The 20,405-nt window shown below is 37.6% G+C and carries 20 protein-coding genes; 10 read left to right on the plus strand and 10 right to left on the minus strand.

What is annotated here, in order from left to right; all coding sequences use genetic code 11:
* Both QE422_RS00005 and QE422_RS00010 read left to right on the plus strand, forming a co-directional pair.
* The coding region (locus tag QE422_RS00005; RefSeq protein WP_307454191.1) for a hypothetical protein at positions 1–690 on the plus strand (690 nt) is incomplete at its 5' end.
* Positions 691–757: 67 nt separating this feature from the next.
* Positions 758–3,460: a hypothetical protein gene (locus QE422_RS00010; RefSeq protein WP_307454192.1), complete on the plus strand. Its 2,703-nt coding sequence runs from the start codon at positions 758–760 to the stop codon at positions 3,458–3,460.
* Positions 3,461–3,478: 18 nt separating this feature from the next.
* Here the strand turns inward: QE422_RS00010 and QE422_RS00015 are convergent, their stop codons facing one another.
* The 7 genes from QE422_RS00015 to QE422_RS00045 form a co-directional block, all read right to left on the minus strand.
* The gene (locus tag QE422_RS00015) at positions 3,479–3,979 is read right to left on the minus strand and encodes a low affinity iron permease family protein (protein WP_307454193.1); all 501 of its coding nucleotides are present in this window, start codon (positions 3,977–3,979) and stop codon (positions 3,479–3,481) included.
* 264 nt (positions 3,980–4,243) lie between these two features.
* On the minus strand, positions 4,244–5,080 hold the full coding sequence (locus QE422_RS00020; protein WP_307454194.1) for a GLPGLI family protein: 837 nt from the start codon (positions 5,078–5,080) through the stop codon (positions 4,244–4,246).
* Positions 5,081–5,209: 129 nt separating this feature from the next.
* Positions 5,210–5,515 (minus strand): 30S ribosomal protein S10, encoded by a 306-nt coding sequence (rpsJ, locus tag QE422_RS00025; RefSeq protein ID WP_002661363.1) that lies wholly within the window; start codon positions 5,513–5,515, stop codon positions 5,210–5,212.
* A gap of 17 nt (positions 5,516–5,532) precedes the next feature.
* A complete protein-coding gene (gene fusA, locus QE422_RS00030) occupies positions 5,533–7,650 on the minus strand; it encodes an elongation factor G (RefSeq protein ID WP_294303633.1) in 2,118 nt (705 codons plus the stop codon).
* A gap of 6 nt (positions 7,651–7,656) precedes the next feature.
* On the minus strand, positions 7,657–8,133 hold the full coding sequence (gene rpsG / locus QE422_RS00035) for a 30S ribosomal protein S7 (RefSeq protein ID WP_062673583.1): 477 nt from the start codon (positions 8,131–8,133) through the stop codon (positions 7,657–7,659).
* A gap of 23 nt (positions 8,134–8,156) precedes the next feature.
* Positions 8,157–8,570: a 30S ribosomal protein S12 gene (gene rpsL, locus QE422_RS00040; protein ID WP_027381287.1), complete on the minus strand. Its 414-nt coding sequence runs from the start codon at positions 8,568–8,570 to the stop codon at positions 8,157–8,159.
* Positions 8,571–8,680: 110 nt separating this feature from the next.
* The gene (locus QE422_RS00045) at positions 8,681–10,270 is read right to left on the minus strand and encodes a glycosyltransferase family 39 protein (RefSeq protein ID WP_307454195.1); all 1,590 of its coding nucleotides are present in this window, start codon (positions 10,268–10,270) and stop codon (positions 8,681–8,683) included.
* 112 nt (positions 10,271–10,382) lie between these two features.
* On the opposite strand from QE422_RS00045, the gene QE422_RS00050 reads away from it, so the two are divergent.
* The 4 genes from QE422_RS00050 (at position 10,383) to QE422_RS00065 (ending at position 14,407) form a co-directional block, all read left to right on the plus strand.
* Positions 10,383–10,859 (plus strand): Dps family protein, encoded by a 477-nt coding sequence (locus QE422_RS00050; protein ID WP_307454196.1) that lies wholly within the window; start codon positions 10,383–10,385, stop codon positions 10,857–10,859.
* A 93-nt stretch (positions 10,860–10,952) separates the two neighbouring features.
* Positions 10,953–12,131 (plus strand): nicotinate phosphoribosyltransferase, encoded by a 1,179-nt coding sequence (gene pncB, locus QE422_RS00055; protein ID WP_307454197.1) that lies wholly within the window; start codon positions 10,953–10,955, stop codon positions 12,129–12,131.
* A 179-nt stretch (positions 12,132–12,310) separates the two neighbouring features.
* A complete protein-coding gene (locus QE422_RS00060) occupies positions 12,311–13,618 on the plus strand; it encodes a hypothetical protein (protein ID WP_307454198.1) in 1,308 nt (435 codons plus the stop codon).
* A gap of 33 nt (positions 13,619–13,651) precedes the next feature.
* The gene (locus tag QE422_RS00065) at positions 13,652–14,407 is read left to right on the plus strand and encodes a DUF5995 family protein (protein WP_307454199.1); all 756 of its coding nucleotides are present in this window, start codon (positions 13,652–13,654) and stop codon (positions 14,405–14,407) included.
* Between the two features lie 17 nt (positions 14,408–14,424).
* Here the strand turns inward: QE422_RS00065 and QE422_RS00070 are convergent, their stop codons facing one another.
* The gene (locus QE422_RS00070) at positions 14,425–15,084 is read right to left on the minus strand and encodes an SGNH/GDSL hydrolase family protein (protein WP_307454200.1); all 660 of its coding nucleotides are present in this window, start codon (positions 15,082–15,084) and stop codon (positions 14,425–14,427) included.
* 179 nt (positions 15,085–15,263) lie between these two features.
* Between QE422_RS00070 and QE422_RS00075 the strand changes: the two genes are divergently transcribed.
* A complete protein-coding gene (locus QE422_RS00075) occupies positions 15,264–16,772 on the plus strand; it encodes a DNA recombination protein RmuC (RefSeq protein WP_307454201.1) in 1,509 nt (502 codons plus the stop codon).
* 64 nt (positions 16,773–16,836) lie between these two features.
* A complete protein-coding gene (locus QE422_RS00080; protein WP_307454203.1) occupies positions 16,837–17,604 on the plus strand; it encodes an RNA methyltransferase in 768 nt (255 codons plus the stop codon).
* A gap of 82 nt (positions 17,605–17,686) precedes the next feature.
* Here the strand turns inward: QE422_RS00080 and QE422_RS00085 are convergent, their stop codons facing one another.
* On the minus strand, positions 17,687–17,953 hold the full coding sequence (locus tag QE422_RS00085; RefSeq protein WP_307454204.1) for a hypothetical protein: 267 nt from the start codon (positions 17,951–17,953) through the stop codon (positions 17,687–17,689).
* Positions 17,954–18,137: 184 nt separating this feature from the next.
* Here QE422_RS00085 and QE422_RS00090 point away from each other — a divergent pair, with 184 nt between their 5' ends.
* Together QE422_RS00090 and QE422_RS00095 are read left to right on the plus strand one after the other, a co-directional pair.
* Complete coding sequence (locus QE422_RS00090) at positions 18,138–19,316, plus strand: hypothetical protein (RefSeq protein ID WP_307454205.1); 1,179 nt, start codon at positions 18,138–18,140, stop codon at positions 19,314–19,316.
* Positions 19,300–19,881 (plus strand): hypothetical protein, encoded by a 582-nt coding sequence (locus tag QE422_RS00095; RefSeq protein WP_307454206.1) that lies wholly within the window; start codon positions 19,300–19,302, stop codon positions 19,879–19,881. The genes QE422_RS00090 and QE422_RS00095 overlap by 17 nt, the downstream gene beginning before the upstream one ends.
* On the opposite strand, the gene QE422_RS00100 is transcribed toward QE422_RS00095, so the two are convergent.
* Positions 19,830–20,405 carry a 5-formyltetrahydrofolate cyclo-ligase gene (locus QE422_RS00100; protein ID WP_307454207.1) on the minus strand — a complete coding sequence of 192 codons (576 nt, stop codon included), beginning with the start codon at positions 20,403–20,405 and terminating at the stop codon, positions 19,830–19,832. The two genes, QE422_RS00095 and QE422_RS00100, sit on opposite strands and share 52 nt — an antisense overlap.

Consider the following 20,405-nt stretch of genomic DNA (forward strand, 5'->3'; position numbering starts at 1 on the left):
ATTACTGATCAGGAAATTGCATTTCTGGCCGAAAGTATAAACGGATTAATTCAGAAAAAAGTTTCCGATTTTCAATTTAAAACATACAATGAAATTCAGATCGACTGTGACTGGACAGCCGGCACCCGCGATGATTATTTTAAATTTTTAAATCGATTAAAAAAGATTTCAGGCAAGTCCGTAACCTGTACGCTTCGGCTGCATCAGGTAAAAGATAAAAACCTCACGGGAGTGCCGCCTGTTGATAAAGTTTACCTGATGTGCTACTCTACTTCGTCGCCGTTGGAGAATTCAGACAGAAATTCGATCCTTGATGTCAACACGCTGAGAAGTTATCTGTCGAAAATTGAAGACTATCCCATTAAAAATATTGAAGTAGCCCTGCCGATTTATTCGTGGGGGATCGTCACCAATCACTTAGGAAAACACCGGCTGATCAACGCTTTGTCCAGAAAAGATTTGCAAAGCCCGGACTTTAAAAGGATTTCCGATACAGAAGCCGAAATCCTGAAGGACGGGTTTTACTTTGGACACTATCTGAACAAGGGATTTAAAATCAAAGTAGAAGAGATTTCAGATGAACAGCTTCGAGAAGTTATAAGTTTCCTGGAGAAAAAAATAAAACCTTTCGATATTATTTATTATCAATTAGACCGTAAATTTGTTACAGGACATCCGTTTGATTTATAGTATATTTTAATATATATTCATCAGCTGAAACTTCAAATAAACTATTACACTAAAAACACCATCATAAATGAAAAAGTACATTCTTTCACTTGCGGTTTTTTCGCTTTTTTATACCGAATCCCAAGCCTGTGCCTGGTCGGATCCGGATTATGAGTATTTCAATCTCTTTACCCAGAGTATTATCCGGGACAAATCTTACCTGCCTTTTCTTCACAGCTATTCCACAAGGTTCTATTCGGATTTTAAACCTTCCCAGATTCCTGACGACAACATTTATACCTGGAAGAAGTTTTTCAACAACCAGTTGAATTATGCGGAAACCGATTATCTGGTGAATAAAATGAACATCAGTGATCTGAATGCTCTTAAAAAAGGAGCACCTACAAATCAGCTGCTGCTAAAGCTGGGGGCCGGGTTTTATCCGAAGTACCGTGAAGCGGTGGATTACCTGATCGAAGCCAAATACCTCGAGCCGTACATGAAAATCAACTATGTTGAAACAGCAGACTCATTTTACTACAGGGAGAATGAAAGCAGTAAAAATGCGACTAATCTTGATTACGACAAAACCATTGCAGCGCTGACATCACTTTACAATGCAGCAAAGAATCCTGAAATCAAACAGCGGTACGGCTATCAGCTGGTGCGGTTCAACCATTATACAAGAAATTACGACGCTGCGGTTCAGGCATTCAAAAAGTATGTTGAGCCGATCCGGTTAAGAGGGACTGCTTATTTTATGGCATTGGATCAACTGGCGGGTGCACAGCGGGGATTAGATCTGAAAAGTGATGCCAACTGGAACTTTTTCCAGGTTTTCATAAACAGCAAAAGCCGCAAAGAATCCGCTTTTGTATCCATGAAGCTTTCAGATTCGGCTTCCTTTAATAACATCATGAAAAGAGCAGGAACCAGTCAGGAGAAAAATATGGCCTATTTCCTATTAGGCTATGAAGATTTCAACAACCCGATCCCGACCATGGAAAAGATGTTTGACATTGATCCCGATTCGGAAATCCTGAAAGTAATGGCCGTGAGAAGCATCAACGAGCTGGAGCGAAGCTACCTTCCCATTTACTATTACAATAATGACGACGGAAATACTTCTGTTCAAACCACGACAGCGGATAAAACCACAGATCAGGGAAAAACCACAGCCGTAGAGCCAAAAAAAGAAGAGCTTTCCTTCTGGCAGAAAATTGTACGGTTTTTCAAAAATCTTTTCAGCAGTAAAAAAGACAAGGATACTCCGGAAAGCAAAGCAGAGCAAAGTGACGACGAATTGCTGGATAATCCTAACCGCATTCCAGTCTTCAGCAAAAATAATTATTGGTACGATGACAAAAGAAAAGACTTCCTTGATGATCTTGAGAAATTTACCGACAAAGCCAAAGAAAAGTCTAAAGATGAATACTGGCAGATTGCTGATGCTTACCTTAAATTTTTAAGGAAAGACTATAAAGCCAGTACAGAGATTTTAAATGATATTACGACAACGAATCCGGAATACCTGGAACAGATCAAAAGAATGAAAATCCTGAACGACATTGTTTCCCAGCCTAAGATCGATGCCGCTTATGAAGATCATTTAATGAACGACTATGCGGAATACTTTGTCGATCAGCATGAAGTTAAAAAAGACAGCACAGATACTGCGGATTATTATTACGGTGAAGTACCCTCCACTAAGGATTTCCTGAAAGACGTGCTGGCCAACCGCTACTTTCTGCAGGGAGAAGACGGGAAATCTTTCCTCATGAACAATAAACTTTCGGACCTTCAGTACAACCCGAACTCCAGCTTAGTAAAAAGTGTGGAGGATTTCTATAAAAAGCCCGATAAGACGCGGTTTGAAGAACAGATTATTGCTAAAAATATTGATGATGTCGGGAATATTGATGCCTTTTTCGCTATTATTTACGGAGACCGTGCGATGCGGCAGGCAGATTTTGAAAAGGCAAAAGCTTATTATGCAAAAGCTCAGGGATTCAAAGGAATTCCGAGAACAGAATGGAATTATGACTCGAAAAAAGTAATGCCGCTTCAATATCCGGCCACGGCTTATAACGGATTCAATAATATCTCCGATCTGGTCTTCGGGCACAACGTCTGGGAAAGTTTCCAGAGCACCCCGGAAGAAAGCATGAAAAAAGAGGATTATTCCCAGTTTCCGTTTATTAAACCCTCCATGAATAAACTGGAACTTGCGGATGCTTTGCTTCAGCTTAAAAGAATAGGTTCAGGAAAAGATGTAAAGGCTGCTACGGCCAACCAGCTGATCGGAAACCTGTTGTACAATACATCAATCTTAGGATATTACCGTCAGCTTTTTGTAATGGATATCGACAATACGAATGGCGGAAAATACGACTTCTGGAGTACAGACCGGAAAAATCCGTATCAGTATTATTACAAAAACTTTTTAGACCGAAGCTATATCGAACCTGATAATTTTGATCTTGCCATCAGCTATTATAAAAAAGCCTTTGACTTATCCGCAGACCGGGAACAGAAAGCAAGGATACTTTTTCAGATGGCCAGTGCGGAACAAGGCAAATATTACCAATACGAAGCAAAACATCCCTCCACGATTGATTATTCCGATCCGAAATACAGTGAGAAAAGCGATGCTTACCAAAAGCAGCTGGATCAGATTAAAAATCAAAAATACAGAACGTATTTTGCGATGCTGAAAACGCAATATGCGAATACGGGAACTGCACGGGAACTGACGGGAAGCTGTTCTTATTTTGGGTATTTTGTGAGATAGTTTTAAATTAAAAAGGAATCATTTCGATTCCTTTTTTTGTTGCTGTTCCTGAAGCCATTTTTCATGTCTCTTTCGGAACAATTCATCTTTATAATCTTGGTTACGTTGAGCTGCGTCGATGGAATGGGAAGCATGAATATCCTCATCCTCTTCGGCGAAATCTGCCAGCTTTTCGTAATACAAGTGAAGCTGATCAAGTTCCTTTTCTGTCAGGTCTTCGATATCTACAATCCGGTTACTCGCTTTTTCGTTGGCGGCAATGAGCTCATTCAGTTTGATCTGGATGGCTTTGGAGTCTTTATTCTGAGCCTTTTGAATTAAGAAAACCATTAGGAAAGTAATGATTGTTGTACCAGTGTTGATTACTAGCTGCCAGTCTTCCGAGTATTTGAAAACAGGCCCTGACGCAGCCCATAAAATTACAATTAAGGTGGCCCCTATAAATGCATAAGAGCTTCCGGTAAATTTTGATGCCCAATCTGAAAATCTTTCAAAGATACTTTTGTCTGCCTTAGCCATTTCTTTAGTTTTAATCAGGTTATGGACATCAAAAACTCCGCCGAAACAGCGGAGTTTGCAGGTTTAAATTAATTGGACTTATAATCAGTATTTAATGGCTTTGTCCAGCTCTATAGAATTATTATTTTTCTTTAATGTTTTTCTGTATCATATCCGACAGTTCTTTAATTGTTCCGGTCTTTTCCATCGTCATACAGGGTGTATCCATATTTGTGTTGCTTTTGTAATTCTCTTTTATGGAGTAGATTATTATAATGAAAGTAATTACTTTTTTATTTCAGGATATCGTACTGCTTTATCAAGCTCGATGGGATTGTTATACTTTTTGATCCTCTGCCGCTCTGCAATGCCGTACTGGCGGAGTTCTTCGGGCTTGTAGATCACCTTGCCATTATCCAATGCTAATTTATTATTTTCATTGATCTCGGTCTGCCCGCTATTTATGAATTTAAGAGGATCCTGATAATAGCTTAAAAGCATAGATTGATACTTTGAATATGGGATTTCTACACCGCGATTTTTCGCATTTTTATACATCTCAATAAATTGGGTATCGGGAAAATTCTGTGATTTATTAAGCGTAAAATGATAGTTCTCCTTATCATCATAAATTTCCACAATCATCCCGGGCAGCCCATGGAATTTGTACGGTCCTTCCTGAAAAGGAAAATCTCTGGAAAACCAGGCTGTCCAGTTTCTGCCTCCGAATCTGGCAGTCGCCTTCTGAAGTTTTAATGATGAAGACATTTTGGTCTCTTTTTCAATATTCCATGACATTAAAGGAGCATCTTTGAGCTTATAAATATCAAAATTCTGAAAGCTGTACAAAACGTACTGTTTGCTTTTACGGTTTTTGCTTAAAAAATCACTGGGCTTTCCGATAAAAGTCCTCATTCCCGAAGCGTGTTCAATAGAATCACTTACGAAATAAGACCGCTCATAATAAAAGGCTTCTTCCGGATTGATGTCCAGGTAATAATTTGTTTTGCGCACTTCTGCCGAAGTGGAATCCGGCCGGTAGACCAGGTCATAAATAAAACGGTGGGTTTGTGCGTTTAATGAAATACCAAATAGGAGAATACCGAACAGTAAAGTTTTCATCGTAATAATTTTTACGAATATACATATAAAAATGAGCCCTCGTCGCAAAATTATGGTGATGAATAAAAACAAAAATCCGCTCCTTTACAGGAACGGATTTTTTTATAATCATACAAAGTATGTGAATTATCACACTTTGATTTCAACGTCTACTCCTGAAGGAAGCTCTAATTTCATTAGGGCATCTACAGTTTTAGAAGAAGAAGAGTAGATATCCATCAGTCTCTTGTGAGCTGATAACTGGAACTGCTCTCTTGCTTTCTTGTTTACGTGCGGAGATCTCAACACAGTGAAGATTCTCTTATTGGTAGGCAATGGGATCGGTCCGTTTACCACAGCACCGGTAGCCTTTACCGTTTTTACGATTTTCTCTGCAGATTTATCTACCAAGTTGTAATCGTAAGATTTAAGTTTTATTCTGATTCTTTGTGACATTTTAATCTAATTTAATATTAACCTTTAGCCTTAGCGATTACTTCTTCAGCAACGTTACTAGGAGCAGCTTCATATTTTTCGAATTCCATAGAAGATGTTGCTCTACCTGAAGATAACGTTCTAAGAGAAGTTACATAACCGAACATTTCAGATAGTGGAACGAAAGCTTTGATTACTTTAGCGTTGTTTCTATCATCCATACCGTTTACCGTACCTCTTCTTCTGTTAAGGTCACCTACGATGTCCCCCATGTATTCTTCCGGAGTTACTACTTCAAGCTTCATGATTGGTTCCATGATAACCGCTTTCGCAGCTCTACCCGCATCTTTGAATCCCATCTTAGCAGCTAATTCGAAAGATAGCTGATCGGAGTCAACCGCGTGGAAAGATCCGTCTTTAAGAACAATTTTCATTGCCTCAACTTCGAAACCTGCCAATGGACCGTTCTTCATTGATTCTTTAAATCCTTTTTCAACTGCAGGAATAAATTCTCTTGGAATGTTACCCCCTTTAATTTCGTTGATGAATTCAAGACCTGTCTTACCTTCGTCTGCAGGACCGATTTCGAATACGATATCTGCGAACTTACCTCTACCTCCGGACTGCTTTTTGTAAACCTCTCTGTGGTTAGCTTTCTGTGTAAGAGCTTCTTTGTACTCTACCTGCGGCTGCCCTTGGTTAACTTCTACTTTAAACTCTCTTCTCATACGGTCTACGATGATATCCAAGTGAAGCTCACCCATACCGGAGATAATTGTTTGTCCTGAAGCCTCGTCAGTCTTAACCTGGAAAGTAGGATCCTCTTCAGCTAATTTAGCCAAAGCATTACCCATTTTATCCTGGTCAGCTTTCGTTTTAGGTTCAACAGCGATACCGATTACCGGATCCGGGAAGATCATTGATTCAAGAACGATTGGGTTCTTTTCATCAGATAAGGTATCTCCTGTTTTAATATCTTTAAATCCTACAGCAGCACCAATATCTCCAGCTTCGATATACTCAACCGGGTTTTGCTTGTTCGCGTGCATCTGATAGATTCTTGAGATTCTTTCTTTGTTACCGGATCTTGTGTTCAATACATAAGAACCAGCATCCAATCTTCCTGAATAAGCTCTGAAGAATGCCAATCTACCTACGAATGGGTCAGTAGCAATTTTGAAAGCCAATGCAGCGAAAGGATCTTGAACAGATGGTTTTCTTTCGATATCAGCGTCAGTTCTTGGGTCTGTTCCTTTGATATTGTCCTTATCCAATGGAGAAGGAAGATATTTACAAACAGCATCAAGCATGAACTGTACTCCTTTGTTTTTGAAAGAAGATCCACAAGTCATAGGAATAATAGAAAGATCGATAGTCGCTTTTCTAAGCGCTTCGTTGATTTCCTCTTCAGAAATTGAATCCGGATCTTCGAAGAATTTCTCCATTAAAGTTTCATCGTAGTCAGCTACTGCTTCTACCAATTTCTCTCTATATTCTAGAACCTCATCTTTCATGTCTTCAGGAATCGGAACTACTTCATAAGTAGCACCTTGTCCAGCTTCATCCCAGATGATCGCTCTGTTTTTAATTAAGTCTACAACTCCTTTGAAATCCTCTTCAGCACCGATTGGTAAAACAATTGGAACAGCGTTGGAACCTAACATTTCTTTTACTTGTTTTACAACGTTCAAGAAGTCAGCACCCTGTCTGTCCATTTTGTTTACGAATCCCATTCTTGCCACTTTGTAGTTGTCTGCAAGTCTCCAGTTTGTTTCAGACTGAGGCTCTACACCGTCTACGGCAGAGAAAAGGAATACCAATCCGTCCAATACTCTCAAAGATCTGTTTACTTCTACAGTGAAGTCAACGTGTCCCGGTGTATCGATAATGTTGAAGTGGTAAGGCATTGTTTCAGGTAATTTCTTACCTTGATCTGTTGGAAAGTTCCAAGAACAAGTAGTGGCCGCAGAAGTAATGGTAATCCCTCTTTCTGCTTCCTGCTCCATCCAGTCCATTGTAGAAGCACCGTCGTGAACCTCTCCAATTTTGTGGTTTACACCTGTATAGAATAAAATCCTTTCTGTAGTGGTAGTTTTACCTGCATCGATGTGAGCAGCAATACCAATATTTCTTGTAAATTTAAGATCTCTTCCCATTTCAGATTAGAATTTGAAGTGTGAGAAAGCTTTGTTCGCTTCCGCCATTTTGTGAGTATCAGATTTCTTTTTGAAAGCAGCTCCTTCTTCTCTTGAAGCAGCTACAACTTCATTAGCCAATTTCAAAGCCATAGACTTATCATTTCTAGCTTTAGAATATTTGATTAACCATTTCATTGCCATAGAAATTTTTCTATCTGCTCTGATTGGCATTGGGATCTGGAAGTTAGCTCCACCTACTCTTCTGGAACGTACTTCTACGTGAGGCATTACATTAGTAAGTGCATCTTTCCAGATTTCAAGGGCTGTTTTCTCGTTATCTCCTTTTTTAGTTTCTACGATGTCCAATGCATCATAGAAAATTTTGAATGCGATTGACTTTTTACCGTCAAGCATTAGGTTGTTTACGAATCTTGTTACCAATTGATCATTAAATTTCGGATCTGGTAACAACGGTCTTTTTTTCGCTTTTGTCTTTCTCATTGTTTCTGTACCTTATTTAATGATTATTTTTTCTTTCCTTTTGCTGGTGCAGCTGGTGCCTGACCTGGTTTAGGTCTCTTCGCTCCATACTTAGATCTTCTCTGTGTTCTTCCATTTACACCTGCAGTGTCTAATGCACCTCTTACGATGTGGTAACGTACTCCCGGTAGGTCTTTCACCCTTCCGCCTCTTACCAATACTATCGAGTGCTCTTGAAGATTATGTCCTTCGCCCGGGATGTAGGCGTTAACTTCTTTACCGTTAGAAAGTCTTACCCTTGCAACTTTTCTTAGTGCAGAGTTAGGTTTCTTCGGTGTAGTAGTATATACTCTCGTACATACACCACGTCTTTGTGGACAAGAATCAAGGGCAGCCGATTTGCTCTTCTTGGCAAGCGTGGCTCTTCCTTTTCTTACTAATTGTTGAATAGTAGGCATTTAATTGCTTTTTATTTTAGGGTGCAAAAATAATAATATTTTTTTAATTAACAAGCAGTTAAGTAGAAATAATATTTTTATTTAAAAATTAATTAACAGCCACTTACGGTTTAATCTGTAATCGTAACCTGAACATTACGGTTCCACTTAAAATTTCTGATATTTCTTCTTAACTGGGCTTCGTTGCCACAGTCAATTGAATAAACAGACACCTCGTCCCTTGCAACTGTGATCGGATGGGTTATTTTCAGTACCGCTACTTTCTTCCAGCTTTTCGGTATGTACGGATGCAGCCATGCATCATATAGTATAGCTATATCATATTTCCGGTCAGCGGTATATTGCGTGAGAAAATATTCGAAGTTATGATCCGGATGTTTTTTGTTTTCGTTGAAAGGAATGGTTTCTTTAGATCCCAGGCCGGCAATATCGAGGAGACGAATATCCGTAAAGTAAGTAATGGCTCCGATATCATTTGCAACTACTTTTGATTCGTTATAGTAGGCATGGAGAAATTTTGCCGACTGGATCTGCTGCTCGTAAATATTCTTTCCGCCTTCAGACAACATCGTATGTGCGCTGAAACATTTATAGAACAGCAGGAAGATATTCATTGTAATAAAAACGGACAGGACTTTTTCTTTGTTAAAATACCCTTTGAAATCTTCGATAAAACCCCGAACTCTTGGAATGATGGCCATAGAAAAACCAGCCAGCAAATAAGCTTCATACCGGAACAGCCCTTTCAGATCCGCAAACATGGAATGACAGATCATGGTAAGAGTAATAACAATCAGAAGAAAATTATTCTCAACAGCTTCATACAATTTCTTATTCTTAAAATCCCAGTACATGAGGATCAGACAGATCAGGATCGGAAAAAAGCCGATTTTATAAAAACTTACATTCAGTAAAAAATTATCCAGAAAAATCTCCTTCAGCTGATAGGAGAAATGACTGTCAAATGCAAGCTTCGTCCCTTTTACCACCACCGAATTCGGAAAAAGATAGCCGTCCTGCTGGTAATTAATAAGACAGAACAAAGCGATAGGCACAAAACCAGCCAATAAAACAAAAATTGCCCTCCTCCATTTCCTGAGCACCATAAAAACAAAAGCCAGTGCTACAAAGTAAAACATACTTTCAAAACGGACCAGTCCCATCAGCAGTAGAGAAATATAAAACCCGGCAACCGCCGGTTTATATGGCAGACGCGTAAGATAGAAGATATTTAAAACCAATAAGAAAACATGGAATACATGCTCCATCCCGGATAATACCTGCAGATGCAGTACCGAAATAAATAAAGTAAAGAGCACCGACAGAACAATACTTTTAATCTTTTCAAAAATACCGCTGAAGTATCGGTTCAGGATATAAACGGTTCCCAACCCGAAAACAATATTTACATACAATGGAATCTGGTCATTGTTTCCAAAAATTTTAATTAAAATACTTAAAAGATAGGTGAATAACGGAGAGGAAGAAGTAGAGGAAAATTCGTATCGGGTAACGCCCCAAACCTTATACAGCGCAAAATTCTTTGCCATCGCCAGATGGATGTAAGCATCATCAATTGGATATATGTAATGCCCGTCAGTCTTCGGAATCGACAGCATATAATAGATCATGCAAACCGCAGAAAATACGACAACCGAAATCAGAAAGCTTTTCGAACCTGTACCGGGAAGAGATTTCATAGATAAATTAATTCTAAAAATCTCAAAGATAAGTATCATCAATCACTCAACCATGTTTTCGGCACAATATTTCCTTAATTTTGTTTTTAGAAATAATAAACTGCTTACTTATATGAAAAATGCCAACATTATCGGTCTTCAGGAAGAAGATTGTACAAAAATTGCAGAAAAATTAAATATCCTTCTGGCCAATTATTCCGTATTTTATCAGAATACAAGAGGTTCCCACTGGAATATTAAGGGAGATCAGTTCTTCACGCTTCACCCGAAGTTTGAGGAATTATACAATAGCCTTGTTCTTAAGATTGACGAGATTGCAGAAAGAATTCTTACCCTGGGTGCTACTCCTGCACATAATTATTCAGATTACCTGAAGGTAGCTACTATTAAGGAGAGTCAGGAAGTAAGCGATGCAAATAAAAGTGTAGAAAACATACTGAACTCTTTTAGGGTAGTCATTGATCTTCAGCGAGAATTGCTCGATATTACGGATGAAGCCGGAGATGAAGGAACCAACTCTCAAATGAGCGATTACATCACCGAACAGGAAAAAGAAGTTTGGATGTACAATTCATACCTTGGAAAATAAACCTAAATTTTTTCCCGGAAAAATCAAAAAAATCACCTTACATTTAGGTGATTTTATTTTTAATTATTATATTTGCGTATAAATTACACAATTATGCATAACGTACGTTTGAACTCCATTCTGGATAACGATTTCTATAAAATAACCATGCAGAACGCCGTGGTAAAATTATTTCCTGGCTCTGTTGTAAAATATGAATTTATCAACCGTGGCAAACATCAGTTTCCCGAAGGTTTTGATGCTGCTTTACGCGAAGCCGTCAATAAAATGGCTGAGCTCAAACTGACGAAAGAAGAAAAGAAATTTATGGCCAATACCTGTCCGTACATAGATCTGCCCTACCTTGATTTCCTGGAAGGCTACCATTATGATCCGTCGGAAGTAAAAATCCATCAGGAGGGGAGCGAACTTTCCGTTACGGTAGAAGGGCTTTGGTACAGGACCATTCTTTGGGAAGTTCCTTTGCTGGCACTCATCAGCGAGCTGCATTACGAGATGAATCATATGGAAAGGGATTCCAATGAAGTGGTAATGAGCAAAACCCTTGAAAAAGCGGATGCTCTGGCAAAGCTGGGGGTAAATTTTGCAGAGTTCGGAACCAGAAGAAGACACTCCCACAAAGTTCAGAATCTGGTGATGGAAGCACTCACGCAGAAAAAAGATTCCACTTTCATCGGAACATCAAATGTGCATTTTGCAATGAAATATGGCGTAAAACCAATTGGTACCCACGCTCATGAATGGTTTATGTTTCATGCTGCAGAATACGGTTTCAAAATGGCGAACGAACTGGCGCTGGAGCATTGGGTAGACGTTTACCGCGGAGATCTGGGAGTTGCCCTTTCCGATACCTACACCACCGATGTTTTTTTCCAGCAGTTCGATAAAAAGTTTGCGAAACTTTTCGACGGCGTTCGTCACGACAGCGGCGATCCACTGGAATTTGCAGATAAGACAATTGCTCACTACCAGAAGCATGGTATCAATCCTCTATTTAAATACATCATTTTTTCCGATGGACTGAATCTTGAAAAGGTAGAGGAAATCACCAATTACTGCAACGGAAAAATCGGGATTTCTTTCGGTATCGGAACCAACCTTACCAATGACGTTGGCTTAAAACCAATGAATATTGTAATGAAACTAATCGGTGTACAGGCTCCGAACAAAGAACTCATCCCTACCGTAAAGCTTTCCGATGAGCACGGGAAATACACCGGCGATCCGAAGATGATTGAACTGGCGAAAGAGTTTTTGAGAATAAAAAATTAAAATAGGTAAATGTGTATTAATATGATTTGATAACTTGCCTTTGTATATTGAAAAATCCGGATGCAATCGTAAAATAAAAATCTCGAATTAAAAACAAATAAACCTCACAAATATTTGTGAGGTTTTGTTATCTTTATTAAAAACTAAAACCATACAAACTAATTAAACAGACTTTATTAATGATTCCAACTATTGTTACAAATTTTTCAATTAGCCTTATTATAGTTATATTTTATTATTTTTTTGATTATAAAAAAGATAATTACTCCTATTTTATAAAAAGACTTAAAAAAAGAGTTTCTTTCGACAACTCGTTCAGGATATTTAAATACACTTTTTTAATATTTCTCGGATATCATATTTTTAACCATTTATTATTTATTAAAACTTTTAATGAATATAAATATTCAAAAACACTATACATCTATCTGATAGAAAATATTTTAGATATTTATATTTTTTCAAGTATTCTAATATTATTAATTTATTTAATTTTTAAAGAGCGAATATCTGACAATCTATGTAAAGACTTTGAAAATTCATATGGAAGGAAATTTACTTTCTTTATTAAATATTACATACTTTATGCAATTTCTTTTGTACTTTTTGCACTAAGTCTGGCATTATCAAATTGGATTTTAGAAACTACTGATATACTATTTATAAAATCTGGGTTTTATCCGTTAAAAATAAATTACAATAGCTCAAACTATTATCAAAGTGGTGTTTACCTTTCTACTATTTTGTCATTTCTAACGACATTTATCTTTTTTAACTCAATTATAAAGCATCTTAATAGTAGATATACCCCTTTTGAGCTGGTTAATTTCTTTTTGATATGTGTTATAGTTGCAATTGGAACCTTTTCAGGATTTTATTCATTATTAAATTTCGTTATAAATATATATTATTTGGGATACGACGGAGAATGGATTAATCAGGACAAATTGGTTGGCTACTACTCAATAAGAATAACGTCAATTATATTATTGTTTAGTTTGTTAACTTTTATTTATAAAACAATTTTTCATGGAAATATTATTTATGCTCTGATACTGGGTCTACTACCTTTGGAAAACAAACTTTATGATACAAGAAATATAGCGTCTTTATACGGACTTGATAGTGATTATTATGATAAAATTTATTTTTTACAACTAGGATTTTATATCTTAAGTATATTTATATCTCAGTTTTTAATATCAAATAATTCTATCGATTTTTATAGTTCAATTATTTTTTTGGTATCTCCAATTATTGTGGATGACTTTTTAGTTATTCATGTATACCACAAAAAATTTGGATATATAGATAAATTACATAATGCAAAAATTAATGGCTTTAATATAATTTTATTTATTTCATCCATTACTACTTTACATATTGAGAAAAAGAGCTTACTGTTGATATTTTATATAATTTTTTCAATTATCTTTTTAATAATTTTTGTAAACGATTTCCGTAAAAACTTATTAATTAAGCAATAACAATTACTTCTTAATATTAAAACAAAAACCACCATGAAAACCATCGAAGAAGTCCTTAAAAAATTAGACGAAATTATTAGCTGGGCTAAAGAAAACCAAAGCCCGGTAGGCTATTTTGCATGCACCTACAGAATTATGACCGCCCAGGTTTTAAAGGGAATTCAGCAGAAAAAATTTGAAGACAATCCAAGGATGACGGTGCTGGATGTTGCTTTTGCAAGCCGTTATCTTGAGGCTTGGGAATCCTATTCGGCAGGGAAAAGATGCAGCAATTCCTGGTATATCGCTTTTGAAGCCGCAAAAAATAAAGACCTGCTGATCCTGCAGCACATCTTTTTGGGAATGAATGCCCACATCAATCTCGATCTGGGAATTTCCGCAGCCTCCATCATGCCTAACCGGAAGATCGCTCCCCTGAAAAAAGATTTTGAAAACATCAACAATGTTATTGCCTCCATCAACCAGAAAGTACAGGATTCCCTGAACCGGATCTGCTACCCGGTAGAGCTGATTGATAAAATCTCCAACGGAAAAGACAACGCCGTGCTCGATTTTGCCATTTCCAAGGCACGGGAAACCTCATGGGCAACCGCAGTTATGACCTCCAACGCGCCCAATTTTATGAAAGAATCCGTAATCGGAATTGTGGATTATGCCGCCGCAAAAGTTGCCTCACAGATTATCAGTCCCCGTATCCTGACACCGGCTTTAGTAAAACAATTAAAGAAATGCGAAAGCAGCGACGTCCGGAAAAACATCGAAATTCTGGCTTCACCGAAAAATGGGTAATGGTAAAATACTTTAATTTAAAGCTTGCTTAATTTTTTCATGAGAATTCCTTCCATTTTTTCATAGCCCTTTGCGGTAGGGTGAATTTCATCTTCAGTATAGATCTTATCCAGCCCGTTGCGTGAATCTTTCATTTGGGAATGGTAATCAACATAAGGGATATTATGTTTTTTTGCATAATCTGAAATCATTTTATTAAGGGCAATTACCTTATCTGCGGGATGCATATCTTTTCTCCAGCCGAAATCATAAGCCGGGAGAACCGAGCATAGCACCACTTTGATATTATTGGCTTTGGCCAGTTCCACCATCGAAACAATATTTCCGAAAACTTTGTCTAAAGAGATCGGACCCTGATTTTCCGCAATATCATTGGTTCCTCCCAAAATAATTACCCGTTTCGGCTTCAGGTTGATGACATCTTCCCGGAATCTCAAAAGCATCTGGGAAGTAACCTGTCCGCTGATTCCTCTCCCGACAAAATTGTTTTTCTTGAAGAAAGAAGGATCTTTGGAAACCCAGCCTTCCGTAATTGAATCTCCCATAAAAATGGAGTTAGGCGCTATTTTTCCGGCTAAAATTTCCTGGTTCTGCTTTTCATATTTTGCATAATTGGCGAAGTCCTGTCCAGATACGACGGCTGAAAAAAGAATGACAGCCAGGCTTAAAAATTTCATACGATCTTATTTTACAATTTGAATATATGAAATAACGCAAAACAAATTGATTTTCCAAATACGTTTCTAGAATTTTGCATATTAATGAAAGCAAACAGAATGACCACAAATTTCACGTTTTACATAAAATTACGGGTTCCCGTCAAAAAAATAAACTTTCCTTTTTGTAATTTTGATAGATGGAGATAACGTATTTAATCATCGGATGTATTGCCGGAGGAATTATTGGAGCAGTGATTGTATATTTCGCCCTGAAATCATCAACCATTTCAAGAAATTCATACGACGAACTCAATAATTTATATATTAAAAATAATTCTGACCTTGAAAATGCCGGCCTTAAAATTCAGGAACTGACCCGGCATATGGAGAGGGAAAAAGAGGTCACTATTCAACAAACCGATATATTCAACGATCTGAAAAATGAATTTGCAAGAATTTCGGCGGAACACGCTTCCCTGCAAAAGCAGTTTTTGGAACAGAAAGAATTTACGGCAAAACAGAATTTCCAGATCGAAACCCTTCTGACTGAAAAGCAATCGCTTTTTGCTAAAAATTCCGAACTCTCGGCAATCAACGAAAGCCTGCAGAAATCTTTGCAGACCCAAAAAGAGGAAATTGCCAAGATTCAGGAGGATTCCAAAATCCAGTTTGAAAACCTGGCCAACAAAATCCTGGAAGAAAAGACAGAGAAATTTACCACGCTCAATCAGAACAATTTAAAAACCATCCTCGAACCTTTCCAGGAAAAAATCACCGATCTGAAAAACCGGGTAAATGAAGCCTACGAAAAGGAAAACAAAGAACGTTTTTCCCTTGCCGAGAAAGTAAAGGAACTGGCCGAGCTCAACCAACAGATCTCCGAAGATGCCAAAAAGCTTACCCGAGCCCTGAAAGGCGAAAGCAAAACGCAAGGGAACTGGGGAGAAATGATTCTGGAAAGCATTTTGGAAAAATCCGGACTGGTAAAAGGAAGAGAATATTTTCTGGAACATGAGCTCCGGGATGAAGACAACAAAGCGCTCTTTTCCGAATTCTCGGGTAAAAAAATGCGTCCGGATGCCGTCGTAAAATATCCGGATGAAAGAAATGTGATCATCGATTCCAAAGTTTCACTTACCGCCTTTACCGATCTTGTCGATGAAACAGATCAGGATATCTACCTGATGCGGCTTAACCAGCATTTGTCTTCCATCAAAAACCACATTACACAACTCAGCCAGAAAGCTTATGACGATTATGGAAAATCGCTGGATTTCGTGATGATGTTTATTCCAAGTGAGCCGGCTTATATTGCTGCGATGCAGGCAGACCAGAATCTCTGGAATTTTGCCTATGAAAGAAGAATCTTATTATTAAATCCGAGTAATTTAATTACCTCTCTAAAATTGATCGCCGATCTTTGGAAAAGGGAATACCAGAACCGGAATTCTATGGAAATTGCTGAAAGAGGAGCTAAGCTGTACGATAAATTTGTAGGCTTTGTGGAAAATCTTGAAAAGGTGGGAAAAAACCTGGACCAGGCAAAAAACGTTTACAACGATGCTTACAAGCAGCTTTCTACCGGAAACGACAATCTCGTTATCCAGACCCAGAAGCTGAAATCTCTTGGAATTAAAAACAAAAAAGACCTTCCGCCAAGCCTTGTAGAAAATTCACAGATTACTCTTGAAACCTCGGAAGATTAAATATAGAACCTCAGATCAGCACTGAGGTTTTTTATTTACCTGTAATTTTGATTAATTTTGCAGGATGATCATAGAAAGCTTTCAGAACGAAAAAGTAAAACACGTTACCAAACTTCTTACCGACAACCGATTCCGTAAAAAATCGGATGTTTTTGTCGTGGAAGGGCAGCAGGAAAATGCGCGTGCACAAAAATACGGGTTCCAGCCTTTGGAATTTTTTATCTGTGAAACCATTTTTCAGCAAGAACTTCCTCAGGGAAAAACGCATTTGGTAAGTGAGAAAGTATATGAAAAAATCGCTTACCGCGGAACCTCGGAAGGAATTATCGGTATCTATAAAACAAAGGAATCGGATCTATCCTCCTTTAAGCCTAAAAAGGATTCTACCGTCATTATTGTAGAAGGCGTAGAAAAGCCGGGAAATCTAGGGGCGATCTTAAGAAGCTGCGAAGCTTTTGGTATTGATGCCTTGATCGTTGCAGACGGTAAAACAGATTTTTATAACCCCAATGTTATCAGATCAAGCGTGGGCTGCCTTTTCGGGATGGACGTTTTCCAGGCGGAGAACCCGGAAACCCTTGAATTTCTTCAGCAGAATAATTTCAACATCTATACAACGATCATGGATGAAACAGCAGAAGACCTTTACATCCGTGATTTCAAGCAGAGATCCGCAGTCCTGTTCGGTACGGAACATTCCGGGCTCAGCGATTTTTGGATCGGCAAAGGAAAGAATACCCTGATTCCGATGGCAGGAAGTATTGATTCCCTTAATCTGAGCAATGCGGTGGCCATAACCTGCTATGAAACATTGAAGCAGAAAAAAAGTTAAATACTTTATTACTAAAAAAAATAAACGCATAAAAAAACCGCTCACATAGTGAACGGTTCTTTTATTTTAGCAGAGCTAGAAATTATTTCTTAGCTTCTTCTTTTTTCTCTTCAGCTTTGATTTCTTCTTTAGCTACTTTACCTTCAGCTTTAACTGAATCTTTAGCAACTTCAGCAGTAGCTTTGATAGAATCTGTAGCAGCGTTAGCTGTAGAATCGATAGCAGCAGCAGTTGAATCTGTAGTAGCAGCTACTGAATCTTTAGCAGCTTCTGTAGAAGTAGTTTCACCTTTTTTACAAGCTACTAGAGAGATTGCAGCGATAGCAGCTACGAATAATGACTTTTTCATAATAAATTAAATTTAATTTTGTTAATATTGTTTTATAAAATCTTTTCTCTGTTCTGTTATTTGAACAAGACAAAGGTATAGCAGATAGAAAATTTGTTTATGAAAAATAATTGTAATACCTTTGTAAAATCGTTTTACAATTAAACATAACTGATAATCAATAATTTAATCACTTCAAAATACATTGACGGATTTAGATTTATTACATTTTGAGCAGCTGAAAAAGGATGTACAGGCTCAATATTTGAAAGAACACTCTCCTTCCTATGACGATATTTCGAAATGGAAGGGCATCGATATCATATATTTTCAGGAAGATCTCAGAAAAAAGGCAAAAGGCAACATCAGCGAAAAGTCTTTTTATACCTATTTTAAAAATTCTCCGGTTACTAAATTACCGAGAATCGATATGCTCAACTTACTGAGTATGTATGCAGGGTATGATTCATGGTACGAGTTTAAGAAACAGCATCTTTTTGCAGGCGAACTCTTGCAGGAAAATGAAGATTTTAATGATGATGATCTTAAAGAACTTGAAAAAACAGTTTCTGCATCGCTGGAACTTCCAAAAGATGAAATTCCCCCTATAAAAAAGGAAATAAGCATTCCTGAAATTAGTGATTTACAAAAATCAACTACTGAAAACCAGCCAGTTGAAACAAAACCAGCGATTACTCAGGCATCATCTGATTCAATTGAAAAACAAAAGAAAAATTTCTTTCGAAGAAATGCCTGGGTGCTTGTAACTGCTGTTCTTATTATAATAACAGGACTTCTTGGTTTCAAAGATGTTATTTTCCAGAAAACGTACCAATACTGCTTCACCGATGCCGACAGAAATATGAGCATTCAGCGTGAGATCGAAATTAAAGTTATTAAAGAGAACGAATCTCCTATCTTATATAGGATAAAACCCGGCGAATGTTTCCGGTATGCCACTAAGGATAAGATTCTTAAGATGCAGATCAGCTCTCCTTTCTACGAATATCTTGAAGTAAGCAGAAACCTTGAAAATGCCCCTGAAGAAGAAATCATAGAACTGAAGCCGGACGATTACAAAATGGCGCTTTATTATTTCTCCACAAAAGATATCAAAGGAGGGAATCCTGAAGAACAGCTGAAACTTATCCGGCAGAAAAGAAAGCAGCTGGAAGGCCGCATCAGTGATAACGCCGTCATCACTCAAGTTTATGACAGTGATATTTATGGGCTTGAAACGCTGGATAAGGAAGATTATATCACGCTGATGACAACACCGACTACTTCTCTTAAAAACCTCAATGTAATTGAAATGAAGAAAGATAAAAAAGGAAAGATCGTCTCTATTAAGTTTAAAATCTCAACCAATGAAAACAATAAGTAATATTTTATTTTCTACGATACTTATCGGAATTATCATGATTTCCTGCATCAAAAAAGAGGATAACGCAGGACCAAGCGATCTGGAAAAGCTAAGAAATACCAACAACATCACTGTAAAGATGGATAGTGCCCAGGCAATCAATTCCATTACAATGCAGAAAGTGCAGGATGTACTGGATCTTTCTACCCTGTATCTTTCCGGACAGAAAAACACTGAAATCGATACGGCCATTTATTCCAAAATTGAAAAATATTTCCAGAAATCGGATTCCACGACTTTCAAAGATCTCTTCAAGGAGTTGGAAAGCCTGAATGTAAAAAAGGTGAAAGTAAGCAACATCAATGTATTCCAGAAGATAAAGGAAAAAGACACCCTGCATTTTGCAAAGTTTAATGTAGAATATACAGGAGAAAAAAATAAGAAAATAGGAAATTTTGAGCGCAATGCTCAGTACACCCTAGTTTCAAAACCAGACCAGAAAAGCAAGGAATTTAAGTTCTACTTCGTCAAGTTCTATTCGGATGAACCGGAGAAAGACAGCACTTCATCGGGAGTAACCAAGTAGTCGAGCGGAATATCATATTCCCAGACGTCATCGATATTTTCATCGGGGTTAAAATAATTAACTCCGATTTTTTTGGTCTCAGCCGGAATAGTTTCAAAGAAACCGTCATAAAAACCTTTACCGTATCCTACCCTGTTTCCTTTCCCGTCACAGTACAACAGCGGTGTAATCACAAAATCGAAATCCGAAATTCCTGAGTCTTCATTCGAAACCGGCTCCGAAATTCCCCAGTTGTTCGTTTCATACTTTGTATCAGCAGAAATTTCAACCGATATAAGCTCCGTGCTTACTACTTTGGGAACAAAAACACGGATATTACGGCTTAGAAAATATTTAATAAAAAGCTGCGTATCGATTTCCTTGAACTTCTGAATGGGGATGAAAACATGAACTTTCTGGCCCGGAAGCGGTTTGAAATAAACTATAAAATTCTCAAAAATCTTTTCCGATAACAGGAAAGCCTCATCATCAGACAAGGCTTTTCTTTTTTGCATATATTCTTTCCTGAGTTCAGCTTTCAGCAT

Origin of the sequence: Chryseobacterium sp. SORGH_AS_0447 (genome assembly GCF_030818695.1) — a bacterium.
Classification (GTDB): Bacteria; Bacteroidota; Bacteroidia; order Flavobacteriales; family Weeksellaceae; genus Chryseobacterium.